A 17,446-nucleotide genomic window follows, 5' to 3' on the forward strand; every position below is an offset into this window, starting at 1 on the left:
TGATCGGCACTCAAACACCTCACTTGTGGTTGCAGACAGATCGCCCTAGAAGACGCAAAAATAATGCCGTATTCCCCTTCCCAATTTAAATTTTGTAAGCGTTTCATCGTATTCCTTGCTATAGAAGCGTCTATCGCTTTTATATAAAACAATCAAAAAAGGAGCAAGCGATTATGAATGGGAAACTGAAGAAACGTTTTGTGGTTTTTTTAGCATCCGTACTAACTATTGGTACGATGCTAAATGCTACGATCGTACAAGCCGGCGGCGATACGCTGCCACCGCGTCCTGGTGAACAAGGTTTCAAGGGGAAAAACCAACCTGTCTACCATGGACATCGCAAACAAAATATTGTGGATTGGACACCTGAAAACGATGAATATTATGACTTTATGCGAGCGAAAGTGCCACTTCAGAATCGTAATGAACCTTTTAAACCAACGCAGGCTAATCCTATGTTGGATCAGGAAGTTCAAAGTCTCCTCTTAACAGGTGATTATGGCAACGAATTTTTCAACCCAACGATCTATAATGATCAATTTGCGCTATATTTATTTAACTTCTGGCAGTACGTAGATTATACGGCATCCTGGCATGGTGTAGTGACAAACCCCACACCGGATTCATTATTTAATCCTGAAGCAGATTGGTGGCAGCGTGAATATGAGTTTGGTGTGTTGAATATTCCAAATCCAGCGTATACCAATGCGGCTCACAAAAACGGTGTTAAATCAATTGGATGTATTTTCTTCCCAAGAAACGAACATACCGATGACTTTATTTATAAAGATAAGAATGGAAGATTCCCTGTCGCGGACAAACTCGTTGAAATTGCGAAGTATTACGGATTTGACGGGTACTTCGTGAATGCGGAAGAAGCTCTGCCAGCCAGCTTTATGCCCGTGTATGAAGATTTTATCCGCTCCATGACATCCCAGGGGATTTATATTCAAGTCTACGCTTCCAACCGGTATGGGCAGAATAATCAAAGTTCATGGGGTAGTATTGACTATTACAATAAAGATGCATCCGTGTTCAGCAACTGGATCAAAGATCCAACAGATCAGACCGTTGCCGCTCACTCCTTGTATATGAATCCAGACCCAAGCAAGGCAAATGTAGACGGATCTGTGGCATCGATGAAAGCATTAGGCTTAGATCCAAGAAATACAGTATTTAATACGCTTGAAGCGGGTCAAACCGGATTTAGCGGAACTCGCGGAGCATTATACAACACGTATGATGAAAATTTAGTTCCAAGAACAGGCATCGCCTCGCTAGGGGCTTCAACGGTATTTGATCACCTGGATGAACAGCTCTTTGGCCATTCGGGACCGAATAAGTACACGGAAAATCGACGCGGAAACCCAGAATATTATAAATATATCGCGCAAAGAGAAAGAACATGGTTCTCAGGTGCTGCCAATGCTCCTACGTATAACGGGGGCAAAGGAACGCTTGCTTCAGCAGGGATGACACAAAATCAATTGGCACAAGCTGTATTAACTGCGACACCAGATCCTGTAAAAACAGCCAATGACCCTAATCGCGGAAAACCAAACCAAGGTCAACAATATAAGACATGGCCAGGTCTAGCCGCATATATTTCTGAAAGATCTGTCATCGATGGTTCCAACTTCTATACATACTTTAATACCGGACATGGAATGGAATACTATATTGATGGTAAAGTTTCGAATCCCAATGAATGGGCGAACATCAACATTCAAGATATTCTTCCAACATGGCAGTGGTGGATTGATACAGACGGCACTCGATTAAAAGTAGATTTCGACTATGGAAAGAAATATAGCTCAGGATATAATTATACGCAGCTTGGCGGATATCAAGGCGGCAGTTCTTTAGTGATTTACGGCGATCTGGATGCAACGAACTTTGTTCGTTTATACAAAACGAAATTAGATATTAAAGATTCTTCGAAGTTAAACATTACTTATAACAAGCCTTCTGCAACGGATGCGAGCAGTGTGAAAGTTGGTTTGATTTTTGAAGACGATCCATCCAAAGTAGAGTACATTGACATTCCTAGCGGTGCTAACAAAACAACTAAAGGATGGGATCAGAAAAATCTTGATCTATCTCCGTTTGCAGGTAGAACATTAGCCTCTTTCGGTCTAGCTTTCACGCCTGAGCAAGGAACGATTGAAAATTATCAATTTAACGTAGGCGAAATTAAAATTACAGATGGTACAGTTGCTAAGTCTGCTGCGCCAACAGGATTAAAGATTGATAAGTCCTTTGACACGTCTGAAATGTATATTTCATGGAATTTAGATGATTACAGCAAAGTAGAGCGATACAATGTGTATGCAGAATATGAGAATGGCACAGAAATCTTCTTAGGCGGAACTTATGATGACAGATTTTATATCAAGTCTTTGTATAACCCGCAAGGTCTTATTAAAATCAAAGTAACAGCCGTTGGTGTGGATGGAAGAGAAAGCAAAGCAGCCGTTGTCGAGAATGATTTCTCTAAAACAGTGAAAAATATCAATACAACTGAAAATGTTGGGTCAATTGATGTCACTTGGGAAACGCCAGCCATTCAGTATGCAAAGGTAAAAGTAGATGTAACTTTCAACTATTCCAATAAAGAAGGGTATTCTACGACACTAGAACAAGGAACTAATGAAGCGAAGATTCAAATTCCTGTTACAGACGGAAGTGCATATACTGTTAGAATTTCTTTATTGAACGCTGACGGTCTTGTGATTAGTTATGCAGATCATACGGGTGTGCTTAAAGATGATCATGCCGATGTGTATGAAGGCGTTGCAATATTGAAAGGAACGAGAGTAAAACTATCCGCTCCAACATCTTATGACTGGTGGCATTTATATGCTTGGCAAAACGGCAAACAGATTACATTCAAAGATGGAAGAGCCTATGCTATTCGTGGTGTTGACGATTTGACATCCATTCCAGTATCGGGAACTTCAGGATTTATTGAGGTCGTATTGGAGGACTTTAACGGTAATAAGTCTAAGCCTGTACAAGTTCCATACGGAGTTATTAAACTAGTTAAGATGACAGCTCCAGCAAACATCACAGGCGTAACGAACGGCACGGCCAAGACGGCCGTAGCCCTAGGGTTGCCATCGACAGTAGAACTCGTTACGGATGCAGGCCCTATGAATGCCCTTGTGGCCTGGAAAGTTGAGACTTCTAACTATAATCCAGGCCAAAAGGCAGAACAGACTTTCACGGTAGATGGAACCGTCACCTTGCCGGAAGGGGTCGGGAATCCGAACAATGTCGTCTTAACGACAAGCATAAGTGTCACAGTAAATGCAGCTACTGCGGCGGATTCAATGCAGGCAGTATTGCTTAGCAATGACACGGTTCGAGCCGGTGCTTCTTTTGATTTGACTTACGGATTGCAGCAGGTGAAAGGTGCTATTTACGCGCAAGACCTGACGATTACCTATGATCCGACGAAAGTAGAATTCGTATCTGCGGATTCCATGAAGGAAGGATTCACGATTGTGGATCAAGATCGTAAGTCAGGTCAAGTACATTTGGTTGCAGTAAGTTTAGGCGAAGGAAAAGGTGTGACATCGGATGATAAGCTGCTAAAGCTGAACTGGCAAGCGAAATCCTTGTCACAGAACGATTCAGCAACGATTACGTTCTCTAAAATGACTGTCGCTGACAATGAGGGAGCAGAAACCCAATTAGCTGATGCATCTCACAGAATCCAGATCATTGCCGCAGTGATGAAGGATGAGCTGAAGGCTTTGGTTGATGAAGCGCAACGTACGCATGACGGTGCAGTAGAAGGCACGAAGCCGGGGCAATATCCGATCGGCACGAGAGCGGTTCTGCAAGCTGCGATCGATAAGGCTAAAGCGGTTGTGGACAATGAGAATGCGACGCAGCAGCAGATTGATCAAGCGTTGATTGACTTAAGTACATCACTGCAAACATTCAAAGACTCGGTTGTGAAGCGGATGCTTGAAGATATCAATGGAGACGGGAAGATTTCTATAGGCGATTTAGCCATCGTGGCTCAATATTACGGCAGAACTTCGGCAGATCCAAATTGGAATCAAGTGAAGCATGCGGACATCAACGGGGATGGTAAGATTGATATCACCGATCTGTCTATGGTAGCTAGAAGAATTCTAGAATCTATTTAATACGGCGTAAAATTGGGAGGATGGCAGAATGCTGTCCTCCTTCTTAACAACGCTTAAAACGCGATCCCCCGGACCGAGGGAATTTCCCCCGTACTCCGAAGAATCGCGTTTTGTGCGAGTACCGAAATTATTTATACTGCTTCCAATCTTGCTTCGTATTATTCAATAAATATTCGAAGTCGTTCTCTTTGCGCTTCTGTTCTGCTTTCCGCGCTTCCTCTTCCTGTTTCCGTTTCGCAGCCTTCCGGTCCTCTTCTTCCTGCTTAAGATCATTGGCCTGCGCTTTCAGCTTCTCGAGTACCTTCGGATCGAGGAGATCCTTCAAGGTAGCTGGCTTATCTTGAGCTGCCGCTGCTTGAGCTGGCCGCGTCTGTCTCGATTTCTTCGCCATCCTTTATCACCTCATCTTGAACATTTCATCGTACTATTATAACAGATTCCATGAAAAAAGAGGCCTCGTGGAGACCTCCTTGCATTAATTAGAAGAATGAATTCGATAAGTGCATCGTAGTCCGCCTTTGGCGAGACATTCGGTTCGTTCTACTTCGGTGCCGAGCAGTTCCTTGAATAAGGCCAGCTCACATTGACAAGCTTGCTGATAGACTTGGGCGACTTGGGTGATCGGACAATTATGCTCATGCAGCAAATATTCACCTTGCTCGCCTTGCATGAGCTCTGCCATATATCCGTTCGTGCTCTGAATCTCGGTGAGCTCAGCCAACCGTTCGTTCAGATCCTTGCCCTCCATTCGCGGGGCATATTTGCGAAGCAGCTTCGCCTTACGCCCTTCGAACAATCGATTCACCATCGCTTGTCCAGCCTCCGGATCCTCGGCATGATTCTCTTCCAGCTCCTGCAGCAGCTCCAGCAATAAATTCTGATAGTTCTTCGGAAAATGATTGTCCGCCAGCTCCGTTAACTCATACACCAAGCTTGGACGACCTATCGATTGCCGAACAAGCGTGCTTCGTACAAGCCCGTCTCGTTCTAATGTATTTAAATGGCGTCTCACTGCCATCTCCGTGATCTGCAGCGACTTCGCTAGCTCACTAACGAGGAGTCCGCCCCTCGTCTTCAACAATGTAAGAACAACACGCCGTGTTGATGTCTCTTGCTCCGCTCTTAACATACGTACCACCTCAGGCGTATTGTAACGTATTTTAGTACATAAGTAAATTAGTAAACATTTATGTATCAAAAATACGAGTTCGCAGTATCCTGCACATTTACGATTGGAACGCCCCTAATTCCCGCTCGACATATTGCCGCACGGATGACGCGAAGGTCTCCAGTACATCAGGCAGTACCGCTAGAAAGGGATGTAGCTCCAAGCTAGGCCACGCATAATATTCTTGCACTAACGGTTTGCGCAGACGTACAAGCTCTATTAGCACGGGTGTCAACTCGCGTGGGAATACTTGTTCTTCTGCATTAATCTCAATAATATCCTCATAACTGCTCGCATCGCGCATAATAAATCCATCGATCAGATAGCTTCCAACATCTGTGACGGTCTCAATGGCGAGATGCAGTGCTCGTTCTTGCGCAAGGCCTTGAACCTTGCTGCCATCCCAGCTGACTCCAATCTCACGCATCGCTTCCGCGATCGAAGGAATACATTGCAGCCGTAATTCAAGTTGCTCACGATTCACATAGTACACGGCAAGTGCCTCCCATTCTCTGGCTTAGGATTGCTTCTTCCGCTTGCCTTTCCATTTCAACCAGAAGAAGATTACGAGGAAACCAACGACAATCTCAAGAACAACTGCAAAGGCTTCCATAACATCTTTCAAATCACTCATGCTGCTTTCCCTACTTTCCTATACTTCATAATCCAAGCTGATGGAGCTCTCGCGTGCTTCAGCCATATGCGCGATAACCTTCTGGTGTTCTGGATGAACGTTATATGCTGCAAGTGCTTCAAGGGAATCAAAAGTCGTCACCAGGGCGATATCGTAAGACCGATCGGAATGCATCACATCTTTCCCCACTTCAATGCTCTTGAGTTCTGGGATCTGACCTTCCATGGCTCTTAGTACACTCGCAGTACGCTCCACGCTCTCTTGTGAACGGTCTTTTAATTTAAACAATACAATATGTCGAATCATAACCAATCGCTCCTTTACCTGTTGCAAACTGTGGAATATTACCTATTATACACCAATCATTTTCCAGAAACACGCACAAAATGACCCCACAAAGTGGGGACTGACTTCGAGGTCGATTCAGGTACTTGGTGGGGGACCCCGGAAACAAAAGAATGACCGCTCGATCAAGGATCAAGCAGCCCTATTGCTTACGTGTCATTTGTCCTTCTGCTTCAAAATCTGAATCATGTCGCGAATCTTCTGAGGCAGCGGAAGCCCTAATCGTCCATAATTTTCTGTAATCGAGATCAACTCGTTCGCTAAGTAGAAATATATCGCACCCGACATAATGATATCGGTCTCTAGCAATAGATCCATCTGGTGCCCTAACATAATAATGAAGAGCATGAATACTTTGCGCGCGATCCCCCAGAACCCCGTATTACTGTTCAAACCTTGTCCCTCACGAAGCGATGCTGCAACGCCGGTGATGTAATCTACGGTAATGGCGACTAGAAAAAATGTGAGCAATTGACTCCACCCCCCAAAAGCAAAAGTCACGACGGAACCAACAATGCCGGTAATCGTATTCAGAGCGATTTGGTTCAATCGAATCGTCCCCTTTACTCTGGTGTGCTACGATATCATATGTTCATCTCTATCAAAATGAAACTGATAGTATCCAGTGTCTATCTGCACATTTCCTACTCACCCCACAAAGTGAGGCTATGGCTGCGGAGTAGATTCAGGTACTTTGCGGAGACCCCGAAAAAAATAAAGTCTCTGCACGAGGCAGAGACTTACTAGTAAAGATAGATGAAGTTTAGGCCTTCGCCTCTTCCTTGAAGAAATTCGGCAAATACTTGCGGTTCGCTTCGAGCATTTCGTTCAACATGTCATTCGCAACCGATACGGAAGGAACAAGCGGGTGGTGTACAAGAGCTTGAAGCGCCAGACCGCGGTCCCCTGTAATCGCTGCTTCAATGGTTACCTCCTCATACGTCTTCACCGCTTTGAGCAGTCCCTTGATATGACTTGGCACACGCTGCGGCGGTAGAGGAATCGGGCCGTGTCCCGTGATTACGCAGTTCACTTCAATACTCGCATCCGCTGGCAAGAAATCATAGATATTGCCATTCTGCACGTTCACCGTCTGAATATCCTGTACGTTATTATGCAAAGAATACATGAGGTTCACCGCTGCCTCCGAATAGTATGCGCCGCCGCGCTGTTCCAGCTGCTTCGGCTTTTCTTGCAAGTTCTCATCCTTGTACAGCTCAAACAATTCCGCTTCGACGCGGCTGACAACCTCTGCGCGCGTACCATTTTTCTCAAGCGATTCCTTCATATCTGCGAACATTTCGTTCATCATGTAGAAATAACGAAGATAGTAAGTCGGGATCGCGCGTAAGGAGCTCAGGAAATCATAATCCCAATCCATAGCGGTCACGTTCGAAGCTGTATATTCCTTGCCGCCGTCAATGAGCTCATCCAGCTTATCTTCACCGTTGACGTAAGCAGCTGTTACCCAGTGCAAATGGTTGATCCCTACGAACTCAGGCATCGTCTCATCTTGCTTCACACCGTATTGCTTCGCAAGGAACTTCTGGAAGTTAATCGGCGAGTTGCATAGTCCAATGGATTTGACCTTCGAATACTTCGCTACCGCTTCGGTTACAATCCCTGCCGGATTCGTGAAATTGAGCATCCATGCATTCGGTGCCAGCTCTTCGATATCACGGCAAATGTCTAGAATGACAGGTACGGTACGTAGCGCCTTCATCATGCCCCCGGGACCCGTTGTCTCTTGCCCAATCACGCCGTATTTGATCGGAATATGCTCATCGCGCTTCCGCGCTTCCAGCAGACCTACGCGAATTTGGGTCGTGACGAAATCGGCATCTTTGATCGCTTCACGCCGATCTAGCGTCAGATGCACTTCCGTTGGAATCCCTGCTTTTTTCACCATCCGCTTCGCTAGCTCACCTACGATTTCAAGCTTATGCTTGCCTTCCTCAATATCAACGAGCCATAGTTCCCGAATCGGCATCTCATTGTACTTCTGGATAAATCCCTCGACGATCTCCGGTGTATACGAAGAACCTCCACCAATGACTGCAACTTTTAAGCCTTCTTTTGGATTACTCATGAAAAACATCCTCCTTCGCGCATCCGCTTGATTCTATTATAGAAATTTAATTTGATGTAGTTGGTTATAGACAGCATCATTGATGTGATGACTCGCGCAATCCATTGCACTCATGACTGCACCTACGACGGGGTCCATCTCAACGCGAACGAAATTCGTATGTGGAGCAACCCGCTTCACTTCACGTTCAATCGCATCAATCATATGCCGACTTGTGCTCTTCGAGAATACGCTACCGCCGAGAACGACATCGAATACATCCTCTTGCATGTTCATTCTTCGAATGAGCGCATTCGCCGCATTACCGAACTCTGTGCCTTCTTGCTCTAGAATACGGATACTTAAGGCATCGCCCGCTGCCGCAGCTTCAAAGACAAGCTTCCCTAAGTCCAGCGGCAGTGACTTGCGTCCGTAGAGAATATCTTCGAATATCTCCTCAACGCTCATGCTGCTGGTATGTTTCAAGACCAGTTCTGTTAGCATGGTAGCAGGTCCGCGTTCATCCCAAGCCCGTACCACAGCGCGAAAAGCATGAATCGCTAGATCTGTGCCTGAGCCGTGACCATCGCCGAACATATATCCGAAGCCGCCATAATCGAGCTCAGCGCCATCTTTATTGCGAGCCGCACAATTGGAACCCGTTCCGCTAATGATGACGACGCCCGACGCATCTCTTGTACCAGCGCGCATAGCGATCATCGTATCACACACAATCTTATAGCGCTTAAACTTTAGGGCAGCAATCATTGGATTTAGAATTTCAAAGTCCGGTGCCCGATCCGCACCTGCAAGTCCGAAGAACGCAAAATCAATATCTTCTCTCTGAAGACATGCAGTGACTAATGCTTGTTCACAAGCGGAACGAATATTATCCTCCGCTTCTTGCTTGCCGGTCTGATGATTCCCATTCCCGAACACGATACCTTGCCCGAGCACTTGCCCTTGCCCATCGACGATGAGCGCATGGACCTTGGTCCCTCCCGCATCTACGCCTAGAAATCTTCTCACCCTAGCGCCCTCCTGACATTCATGACTGAACGATTGCTTATTTAATCTATATTGTAAAGGTACACGATCTCGCGTAAACCTGCTACTGCAAACCGATTATCGACTGATACTATCTTACTGTCATTACACCACACAAAGTGATGCTTCCGCACAAAAAACGGAGCTACTTACGCAGCTCCGAAGGTGATCTACCCATATAATGACGAAACAACCGATTGAAATTCGATAAGTTACGGAAGCCGCAGCGCGTACAAATATCAATGATTTTGTACTCGGATGTCTCCAAGAGATGTACGGCTGCCCCTAGGCGAAGCTGAATCAAGTAATCCATTGGCGAAGTGCCTACAATCTGACAGAACAAGTAGCTGAACCGAGATGGACTCAGATGAGCCAGCTCCGCCAGCTGCTGCAAGCTCCAAGGCTCAGCAATGTGATGTTCCATCTGTTCGACAACCTTCCGAATCGTCTCAATCCCTTGCAATTTGGCGGCATGCTTCGGTAGTTCCTGCAGCGCGAAGGACCGATGAATGGAAGCCAGAAATCGAATCAGATGTGCCCGTATGATCGATACATAGGAAGGTAATTGCTTGTAATACTCTTCCTCCATACCATTGAGAATACGCCGAAGCTCTTCAATCACCGGGTTGTCCGCATCGAGCAGATTCGAGAAACGCGTACCAATCTCGCGAAATGGTGCAAGAAGCTCGGGGTCATAACGCTGCTCGATGGCTAACCAGGAAGGATCGAACATGATGACCATCATCGTCAGATCTTCGGTCTCGAAGGCGCGATGCAGCTCATTGGAATTAATTAGAATGATATCGCCTTGCGTGAAGGTATATTTGTTCCCGTCGATAATGTAATATCCAGAACCGCGTACGATGAGATTGATCTCTAATTCGTTATGCAGGTGTAGTCGTTGAAACAATGGCGAAATGCCCTGACTTTGAGAAATGAGAATGGGAAATGACGGCGGTAGGTCAATCGTGTCGCTCTGAATCGATGAATGAAGTTTGTGCATAAGCCATCCTTCCTTTCTAACTACGTTACATTCGCCATACTACCTCTGAGTATATCATATTTCATGGACTTTCATTTCCAATATCTTCATCCATCAAATAGATACATTTTCAACTTCCCTTTACGATGAAATCATGTAGAATAGAAAGGTCGTCTTGACGAAGGTTCGTCAGACAACCGATACTATTACCTGAATAAAAGGAGCATTTCGATTCATCATGCAAACACAACAAGTCAAAATGACTACAGCGGATCCGAGCGCACTCGGACTGTTTGGCCTTGCGATGGTTACCCTGGTCGCATCCAGCCAAAAACTCGGATGGACCGACGGTCTATCCCTCATCATTCCATGGGCGATTTTCCTCGGAGCCTTCGCACAGCTCTTCGCCTGCATACATGATGCCAAGAAGAACAATACGTTCGGTGCTACCGCATTTGGCGGATTCGCTTTCTTCTGGTTCTCTGTTGCACTCTCTTGGCTGTTCAAAATGGGCGCATTCGGTGAGATCATCGCCTCGCAAGCGGACGGCAAACAGCTTGGATTTGCCTTTCTTGGCTACCTGATCTTCTCGCTCTACATGACGATCGGTGCGATGGAGACGCATAAAGTCCTCTTTACCATCTTCGTCCTGATTGATTTCTTATTCTTAGGACTTACATTCGATGCATTCGGCATTGCTTCGCATGTGATGCACAAGATCGCTGCCATCGCTGAGTTCTGCATTGCGATCTTCTCCTTCTACGGCTCTGCCGCAGCCGTGCTCAATGTCCACTTCGGACGTACATTCCTACCCGTTGGACAACCATTCAAAATCTTCAAAAAATAAGATCAGATCACGATCATGACAAAAAGCTATGAATCTCAACGAGGGTTGAAATTCATAGCTTTTCTTAATATTCAAGCATGATTTACAGAAGTAAATAGAGAAAATAGCCATAGACAGCTTCCAGCTCTTTGACCGAAATTCGCAAGGCTTCCGCTTGCTGTTCGAAGGACGATTCCGGTAACTGCTGAATTACCTTAAGCAGCTGCGCCATATATCCGAACGGTGTACACTGAAGATCCGCTTGGAGCACCCGAAATCCGGTCGGCTCAGCAGCTTCGAGGATCCCAAAGCTAATACACTTCTTAATTCGAGAAGAAATATCTGCTGGCGACAGTCGGAGCACCTTACTCAGTTCCGTCACCGTTACGTGGCTTACGTCAGATTCGTTCTTTTTCTCCAATATAATGTAAATTAATGTTCTGTACTGTTGGAGCAGATCACCCCAATTGAGCACGGAAGTTTGTCCTTGAATCATCGCTCTCATCTCTCTGTTTCTATGATATTGGTACGATCCTATTATTGCTCTGTATAATCTCGAAAGAAACGACTTACAGATTGATTGAAATACCCTGCGACCTTATCGGCGTTCTCACGTTTGGGTGTAATACCTTCGAACACCCACCGTTCAACGGTTCTCGTCTTCAAATTAAGCGCCTGTGCAAGTTCCGGTATAGAAATCTTCGACGCCTCAATGGCCTGATATAACCGTTCATTGCCAATTTGCCATCGTTTTAATTTACGAAGCGGATACTTCTTGAAACAGTGCTCACAGGTCTCCCGCCCTTGCAGGGGACGGCCACATTTGATACATTGCCCCATGCTAGCCCGCTGCTCTTCAATCCCTTGGCGATTCTTATTCCTTCGCTCTTCACAGCGCATGCATAAATACCGTTCACTTCGATGCTCGCCACATTGTGCGCATACACCCTGAATGCGACGCCATTGTCGTAACTTCCGCATTGATATCGCTTCATTTGTCATGCTCATCATTCCTTCAACAAAACTTCACTTGATGCGAGAAAAATAGAATGACAGCCGGTCAAGGCTCATTTTTCACCACTACCAGTATCGTATAAATAAGGACAAGTTACAACGATAAATTCTGCCAAGTCAGCAACGAATAAAACCCGTTATCAGCTGTGAAGGTATAGGTTGTATTGCAATAGGTAATGGCATGAAGAGGAGGTGTTCGATTTGGTTAGGCGGGTTCGTGAAAAAAACCAACCGCGATAGCCCTGCGATTGGTTCTTAATCTTCCATCATCAATGGGAGAACGATCTCAAAGGACGTCCCTTGATTCAGCTCGCTAGATGCAGTAATGCTCCCACCATGATTCCTAATAATATTATAGCTAATCATAAGTCCAAGACCGGTACCTGTTTCCTTCGTGGAATAGAAAGGCTGCCCGATCTGCTCCAGTTGCTCTGCTGTCATCCCGCATCCTTCATCTCGGATGATGATATGTACTTCTTGTCCATATACAACTGAAGATACATATACATTTCCCCCGTCCTGCATCGCATTTATCGCATTCTTCACTAGATTGATCAATACCTGCTTCAATTGATTCGAATCGCCAGATACCCAGATCGGCTTCTGGTCAAAATGTCCCTGAATCTCAACGTTCTTCAGAATAGCTTGTCCATTCATTAACGACATCACATGATCCAGGATCGCAACAATATTCAAATGGTGAAGATGTGCTTGATTGGGTCTAGCTAGGATAAGAAGTTCGTTGATGATACTCTCAATACGCTTCAATTCGGACTCCATAATCTCGAAATACCGCATTTCTGTCGTACGTCCTGTCTGGAACAACTTCATGAACCCATTGATCGAGGTTAATGGATTACGGATTTCATGTGCAATGCCCGCTGCGAGCTGTCCGACGACAGCAAGCTTCTCCGATTGAGCCAGGTATTCTTCTTCCCTCTTGCGTTCTGTAATATCGGCGAAAATCCCAAGTACGGCTCGTGAACCCCGATATTGGAAGGATACGGACACCCCTTCAACGTCTTTAAACTCACCGGTAAGACAGTGTATGCGGTAACGAGTTGCGCCGATGCGTTGATAATTTCGATAACGTTGCCTTCTCGCTTCAAGCTCACGGTGATAGGAGGCATCCACGAGCTGCGTTGTCGATATTCCCAATACTTCTCCTAGATGTGATGCTCCAATCAGCCTAAGGCCTGCTGGATTCGCATAGTGAACTGAACCGCTGCGAGTAATAAGAACTGCGAGCGGCAGAGCCTCAAGCAGCTCTTCCAATGCTTCTTCGTTGTCGTTCATACGTTGCGAGAGTATCTGTTCCTCCGTCCGGATCTGAAATTGGATCAAAAATGTTGAAATCTCGCCATGTTCCTCTCGAAGCCGAGTGACGTGCATGATCATATAGAGAATATGGCCCTTCCGATGTAAGAGGCGGGTAGGTAGCTCTTTCTTCTCAAACGATTGGTCCATCATGGCTTGAATCAACATTCTTACTTCGTCACGATCATCCGAGTATGTAATCTCTTGAGCTGTCAATCTTCTTAATTCATCGATATTGTAACCCAGCATGCTGCATAAAGAGTGATTCGCATGGAGAAAATCCCCTTTCTCAGATACATAAGCCATCCCAATGATCGCTTGCTCATATGCCACACCATGCGAATGAATCTGCTCAAGACACACTTGAAATCCCCTCTCGAATGATTGATAGTAAGTAACGTAATTCATCCGATTAATTCCAGACTAACCCAATTTTACATCCACTCCCTATTACATTCAATAGCAACCTTCTACGTGTCCCCGATATCCTGCAATTGGTCGAGTATTCGCATCTCTTGCATCGCTTGCTTCGTCTCATCCGTACCGCATTGATAAATTTGCTTATACACCTGGGTTAGATAATGGTCATATGCATCATTCTCTGGATCAACATGATAAGGATAACCCGGAATATGTGCGCGGAAATACGCCCGATCATCCCAGTTCATTTTCATCTCCAGCAGATGCTGTAATTGGTCCACTTCCTCCTGCGATGCATAGATCTCAAATTCATACGGCGTTGCACCCTGTTCTCTAACAATCGAGTTGGATTGTACAGACACATAATATTTATGCTTTTCCATCGCCAGCCTCCTATTTATCCTGTTATGACTTCATGGAATAATAAATACAAGCCACAATAAATACGGCTATAAGCACAAGATAAGGAATAATAATCCGATTGCGGAACACGGAGTTCTTCTTCATTTTTGCATAGTAGGGCTTCGTCATCATGTCTTTCTCTTCGTCTTTCACCTTGCACCCTTCCTTTCACCTTAGGCAGTATGTCTTCCCCGTTTTCGAACATCCTTATTCTACCCATTGGATGGCAGATCATCCGTAACGAACCATGGATCCCGTATAACACAAAAAAACTGCGAAAACTCGCAGTCCTCGCAGTCCTATTACCTCAATATTGCAAAAAATTTATACTGTTCTTAGTTCAATAGCCTTCCCGGAATCAATCGTCACTTGCTCTGGAAACGAAATAGCTCCAGCCTCGATATGATAACTTAATGCCTCGTCACCCAGCAGGATCGATTCGATCTGACCGCCTTCCAGGAAAGGCAAACGCAACGTGGATAGCGTCAGTTCCCCATACAAGACACATAAGGATGCGCCTGCTGCAGACTTACGGAATATGCCCCAACCTGAATCAAGTGACCAGAAACATTGGAATTCCGCCTCTTGCGAGACAGGATTGAACCCAATCATCCCCTGCACCATATTGTATTCGAATCCGCTTAATGTCGGGATTAACGCGTAGCTCGCCATAGACCGAGCATAGTTGCTTCCGCATTCGTATTCGTTCCATGGGTTGCGTTTGTATCCGTCAAATCGATCCCGAATGGCTTCAACAATCTCCAGCCCTTCATTCACGAGCCCTTCTTGAATCATATGAATCGCAACCTGATATTCAAACCCGTTCATCGTCTCTTGCGCATAGGTGAGCGGTACAGCAGGCTTCTGCGTCCCTTCCGGCCAGTCACAGATCATGACACCCGCTTCATCATTCAAACTATAGATTCGACAAGGATTAAATACGTTCTGCATGCTCTTCTTGAAATTATGCTTGTAAATGGCTTGAAGCGCAGATCTCGTCTGCTCCGGATCGAAAATTTCACCAAGACCGCTTAGATTGGCATGCCATTGTGCGACAACTTGATCCACGCCGCATCCATCAACGATTTGATACTTCATTTCCTGCTTCTCCGCATTCCAATAATGCTTCATCGCACTAGCATCATACGAAGCTAGGATCGATGGATCCGTGACATCCACAATTTGATGATAGTAAGAACCATTATATAAATGCTCATCCGTCCAAACTTTTCCTCGATTAAATAGCGCACGATATTCGCTAGCTGTATCTATCTCTCCCAGTGCTTCAGCCATTTCTACTCCGGCCTTCAGCGCACCGAGATAGAAGCCATTCAACCAGGCGTTTGGTCCGAACAACTCCATATCTAACGTATGATGCTGTCTTCCTTCGAGCACGCCGTCTTTATTCGCATCCCAGCGATCCTCATTCGTATCCGCCCAGGCATATTCGATCGACTTCTTCACGGCTTGCCAATTCCGCTTCAGCCATTCCGTATCACCGCAAATCTTCCAATCGCGATAGGTCTTCATGACGCCGCCGAATTGTCCATCTGCACATGCCCGGTAATTATTCGCCGCTCTCCCGATGGGCAGCTGCAAACGAAATGACATCCGTCCGTCTTCTCGCTGATTATAGCGGAAGTCTAAATCTCGCATCGACCGTTCCAACGCAGGGAACAAGAATGGCAGCGCATAGGCGTAATTCCAGACATGCGTACAAGAGCCTTCACATGATCCTTGATCCGGTAGACATCCTTCCCAGCCATAAAATGATCCATCGGTTAATCGCAGACAGGTCGGCGACTTCAGGATGGAAATATTCGCAGAGACAGCATCCAGTACCGCAGGCGGCAGCGTAGATGTGAATAGTGCTTCTTTGAACAGTAACGTCTCCTTGTACAATCGATCCCAGTGCTGCAAAGCGTACGTGGCACTCGCGCTGGAATTCGGGAATAGCGTCGCATAATAGTTCGTCCATGCATTATGGACCAATGGATCACAGTTCCCCGCTGCACATGGACATGGTTGTGGGTTCCAATCGTTCACAACATTCGGGAAGCTCCAGCTGAGCACGAACCGCACACTACGTTTCTCCCCCGGGGACAGCTGAATATGCGCTGCGAGTGTACTATGATCCGTTTGTTCTGGAACCGCTTTCGATTGTGCTGCGTCATAAGAGCGATTCTTGAATTTACCTACCGTCGTTAAGTCATTCCAATACATCTCCAAATTATCGAACCAATCGCCTCGATACCAGTATTCCTGGTAGCTGGCATCTTCGCAATCCGTCGCCATCGTCATATCGCCATATTTCGGATCATTCGCTGCGAGGCCCGTTGAAGTTAGCTTGATCATATGGAAATTCTGGATATGCGCATATCGGCTTACCCGCTGCTCATCTAGGAATGGATTCGAAACCGTGAAACAAATCGTATAATCTAGCACTCGTTCTGTGGTATTGGTGATCTCAATATCAAAGAACGCACTCGGAATACTCGAATCCTTATCATTGAGCGGAATGAAGGGATTGAATGCCGTCATGCTTACGCTGCCTGGGAACTTCGGATCAGCAAAAGCAAGCTTCGCAATCGGGAATTTCCCCTGAAAGGTCAGGGATTCAAAATGCGGAACGCCAGCAAGTGTTGAGCGATTGGGTCCGAACCCATATCCGCCATGGTGGCGATAACGAATATTGCCCATATGTCCTGGCGGCAGATCACCATGCAAGACACGAGCATCCAGCAGTTCACCGTCTGCCTCCGTTTTGATCGCAAAATGACTAAAATAGTTATCACTTTGCTTGTTCGGACGGTTATAAAGCTCCCAGTCAATCAATCGTCCACTTCCTGATAACCCTAAACTGCCTGATCCAATACCACCGAGTGGGAACGATATTTCCTTCGCTTGCTCGCCTTGATAGGTGAATCTGCTCATAGGTTTCGATCTCCTTTGTAGGTTGAATCCAAATCCAACAATTGAAATGATCTATTTTTCGTTCACGTGCACGGGTTAATTGTAGCAATACTTATTTCGGTTGTAAACCATACTTTTTGAATCCTGAAA

The 17,446-nt window shown here is 45.8% G+C and carries 16 protein-coding genes; 2 read left to right on the top strand and 14 right to left on the bottom strand.

The annotated features are described in order from the left end of the window. Window positions 1-173 precede the first annotated feature (173 nt). Complete coding sequence (locus ACFQZR_RS21765; RefSeq protein ID WP_379349828.1) at window positions 174-4,160, top strand: endo-beta-N-acetylglucosaminidase; 3,987 nt, start codon at window positions 174-176, stop codon at window positions 4,158-4,160. 127 nt (window positions 4,161-4,287) lie between these two features. Here ACFQZR_RS21765 and ACFQZR_RS21770 read toward each other — a convergent pair whose 3' ends face one another. The 8 genes from ACFQZR_RS21770 to ACFQZR_RS21805 all read right to left on the bottom strand — a co-directional run bounded on the left by ACFQZR_RS21770 (window position 4,288) and on the right by ACFQZR_RS21805 (window position 10,425). Beyond that, entirely contained in the window at window positions 4,288-4,551 is a 264-nt protein-coding gene (locus ACFQZR_RS21770) for a YqkE family protein (protein ID WP_379349830.1), read from the bottom strand. Between the two features lie 84 nt (window positions 4,552-4,635). Further along, a complete protein-coding gene (locus tag ACFQZR_RS21775; RefSeq protein WP_379349832.1) occupies window positions 4,636-5,289 on the bottom strand; it encodes a helix-turn-helix transcriptional regulator in 654 nt (217 codons plus the stop codon). Window positions 5,290-5,386: 97 nt separating this feature from the next. Next, window positions 5,387-5,821, bottom strand: a complete 435-nt coding sequence (locus tag ACFQZR_RS21780; RefSeq protein ID WP_018755862.1) for a DUF86 domain-containing protein — start codon at window positions 5,819-5,821, stop codon at window positions 5,387-5,389. Between the two features lie 159 nt (window positions 5,822-5,980). Further along, on the bottom strand, window positions 5,981-6,268 hold the full coding sequence (locus tag ACFQZR_RS21785) for a Dabb family protein (RefSeq protein ID WP_379349835.1): 288 nt from the start codon (window positions 6,266-6,268) through the stop codon (window positions 5,981-5,983). Window positions 6,269-6,463: 195 nt separating this feature from the next. Beyond that, a complete protein-coding gene (locus tag ACFQZR_RS21790; protein WP_018755865.1) occupies window positions 6,464-6,856 on the bottom strand; it encodes a phage holin family protein in 393 nt (130 codons plus the stop codon). Window positions 6,857-7,070: 214 nt separating this feature from the next. Beyond that, on the bottom strand, window positions 7,071-8,396 hold the full coding sequence (locus ACFQZR_RS21795) for a 6-phospho-beta-glucosidase (protein WP_379349837.1): 1,326 nt from the start codon (window positions 8,394-8,396) through the stop codon (window positions 7,071-7,073). Window positions 8,397-8,432: 36 nt separating this feature from the next. Then, window positions 8,433-9,404: an N-acetylglucosamine kinase gene (locus tag ACFQZR_RS21800; RefSeq protein WP_379349839.1), complete on the bottom strand. Its 972-nt coding sequence runs from the start codon at window positions 9,402-9,404 to the stop codon at window positions 8,433-8,435. A 163-nt stretch (window positions 9,405-9,567) separates the two neighbouring features. After that, window positions 9,568-10,425, bottom strand: a complete 858-nt coding sequence (locus ACFQZR_RS21805; protein ID WP_379349841.1) for a helix-turn-helix domain-containing protein — start codon at window positions 10,423-10,425, stop codon at window positions 9,568-9,570. Between the two features lie 217 nt (window positions 10,426-10,642). Here ACFQZR_RS21805 and ACFQZR_RS21810 point away from each other — a divergent pair, with 217 nt between their 5' ends. Further along, the gene (locus tag ACFQZR_RS21810) at window positions 10,643-11,251 is read left to right on the top strand and encodes an acetate uptake transporter (protein WP_379349843.1); all 609 of its coding nucleotides are present in this window, start codon (window positions 10,643-10,645) and stop codon (window positions 11,249-11,251) included. 82 nt (window positions 11,252-11,333) lie between these two features. On the opposite strand, the gene ACFQZR_RS21815 is transcribed toward ACFQZR_RS21810, so the two are convergent. The 6 genes from ACFQZR_RS21815 to ACFQZR_RS21840 form a co-directional block, all read right to left on the bottom strand. After that, the gene (locus ACFQZR_RS21815) at window positions 11,334-11,726 is read right to left on the bottom strand and encodes a hypothetical protein (protein ID WP_018755870.1); all 393 of its coding nucleotides are present in this window, start codon (window positions 11,724-11,726) and stop codon (window positions 11,334-11,336) included. 41 nt (window positions 11,727-11,767) lie between these two features. Then, the gene (locus ACFQZR_RS21820) at window positions 11,768-12,211 is read right to left on the bottom strand and encodes a helix-turn-helix domain-containing protein (protein ID WP_379349845.1); all 444 of its coding nucleotides are present in this window, start codon (window positions 12,209-12,211) and stop codon (window positions 11,768-11,770) included. A 288-nt stretch (window positions 12,212-12,499) separates the two neighbouring features. Then, on the bottom strand, window positions 12,500-13,969 hold the full coding sequence (locus ACFQZR_RS21825; protein WP_379349848.1) for an ATP-binding protein: 1,470 nt from the start codon (window positions 13,967-13,969) through the stop codon (window positions 12,500-12,502). 62 nt (window positions 13,970-14,031) lie between these two features. Further along, a complete protein-coding gene (locus tag ACFQZR_RS21830; protein ID WP_379349850.1) occupies window positions 14,032-14,364 on the bottom strand; it encodes a hypothetical protein in 333 nt (110 codons plus the stop codon). Between the two features lie 22 nt (window positions 14,365-14,386). Beyond that, a complete protein-coding gene (locus tag ACFQZR_RS21835; RefSeq protein WP_018755874.1) occupies window positions 14,387-14,536 on the bottom strand; it encodes a hypothetical protein in 150 nt (49 codons plus the stop codon). 171 nt (window positions 14,537-14,707) lie between these two features. Next, on the bottom strand, window positions 14,708-17,317 hold the full coding sequence (locus tag ACFQZR_RS21840) for a GH116 family glycosyl-hydrolase (RefSeq protein ID WP_379349853.1): 2,610 nt from the start codon (window positions 17,315-17,317) through the stop codon (window positions 14,708-14,710). Between the last annotated feature and the right edge of the window lie 129 nt (window positions 17,318-17,446).

It is taken from the genome of Paenibacillus sp. GCM10027629, from assembly GCF_042676425.1.
In the GTDB taxonomy this organism is placed as follows: Bacteria; Bacillota; Bacilli; order Paenibacillales; family Paenibacillaceae; genus Paenibacillus_K; species Paenibacillus_K terrigena.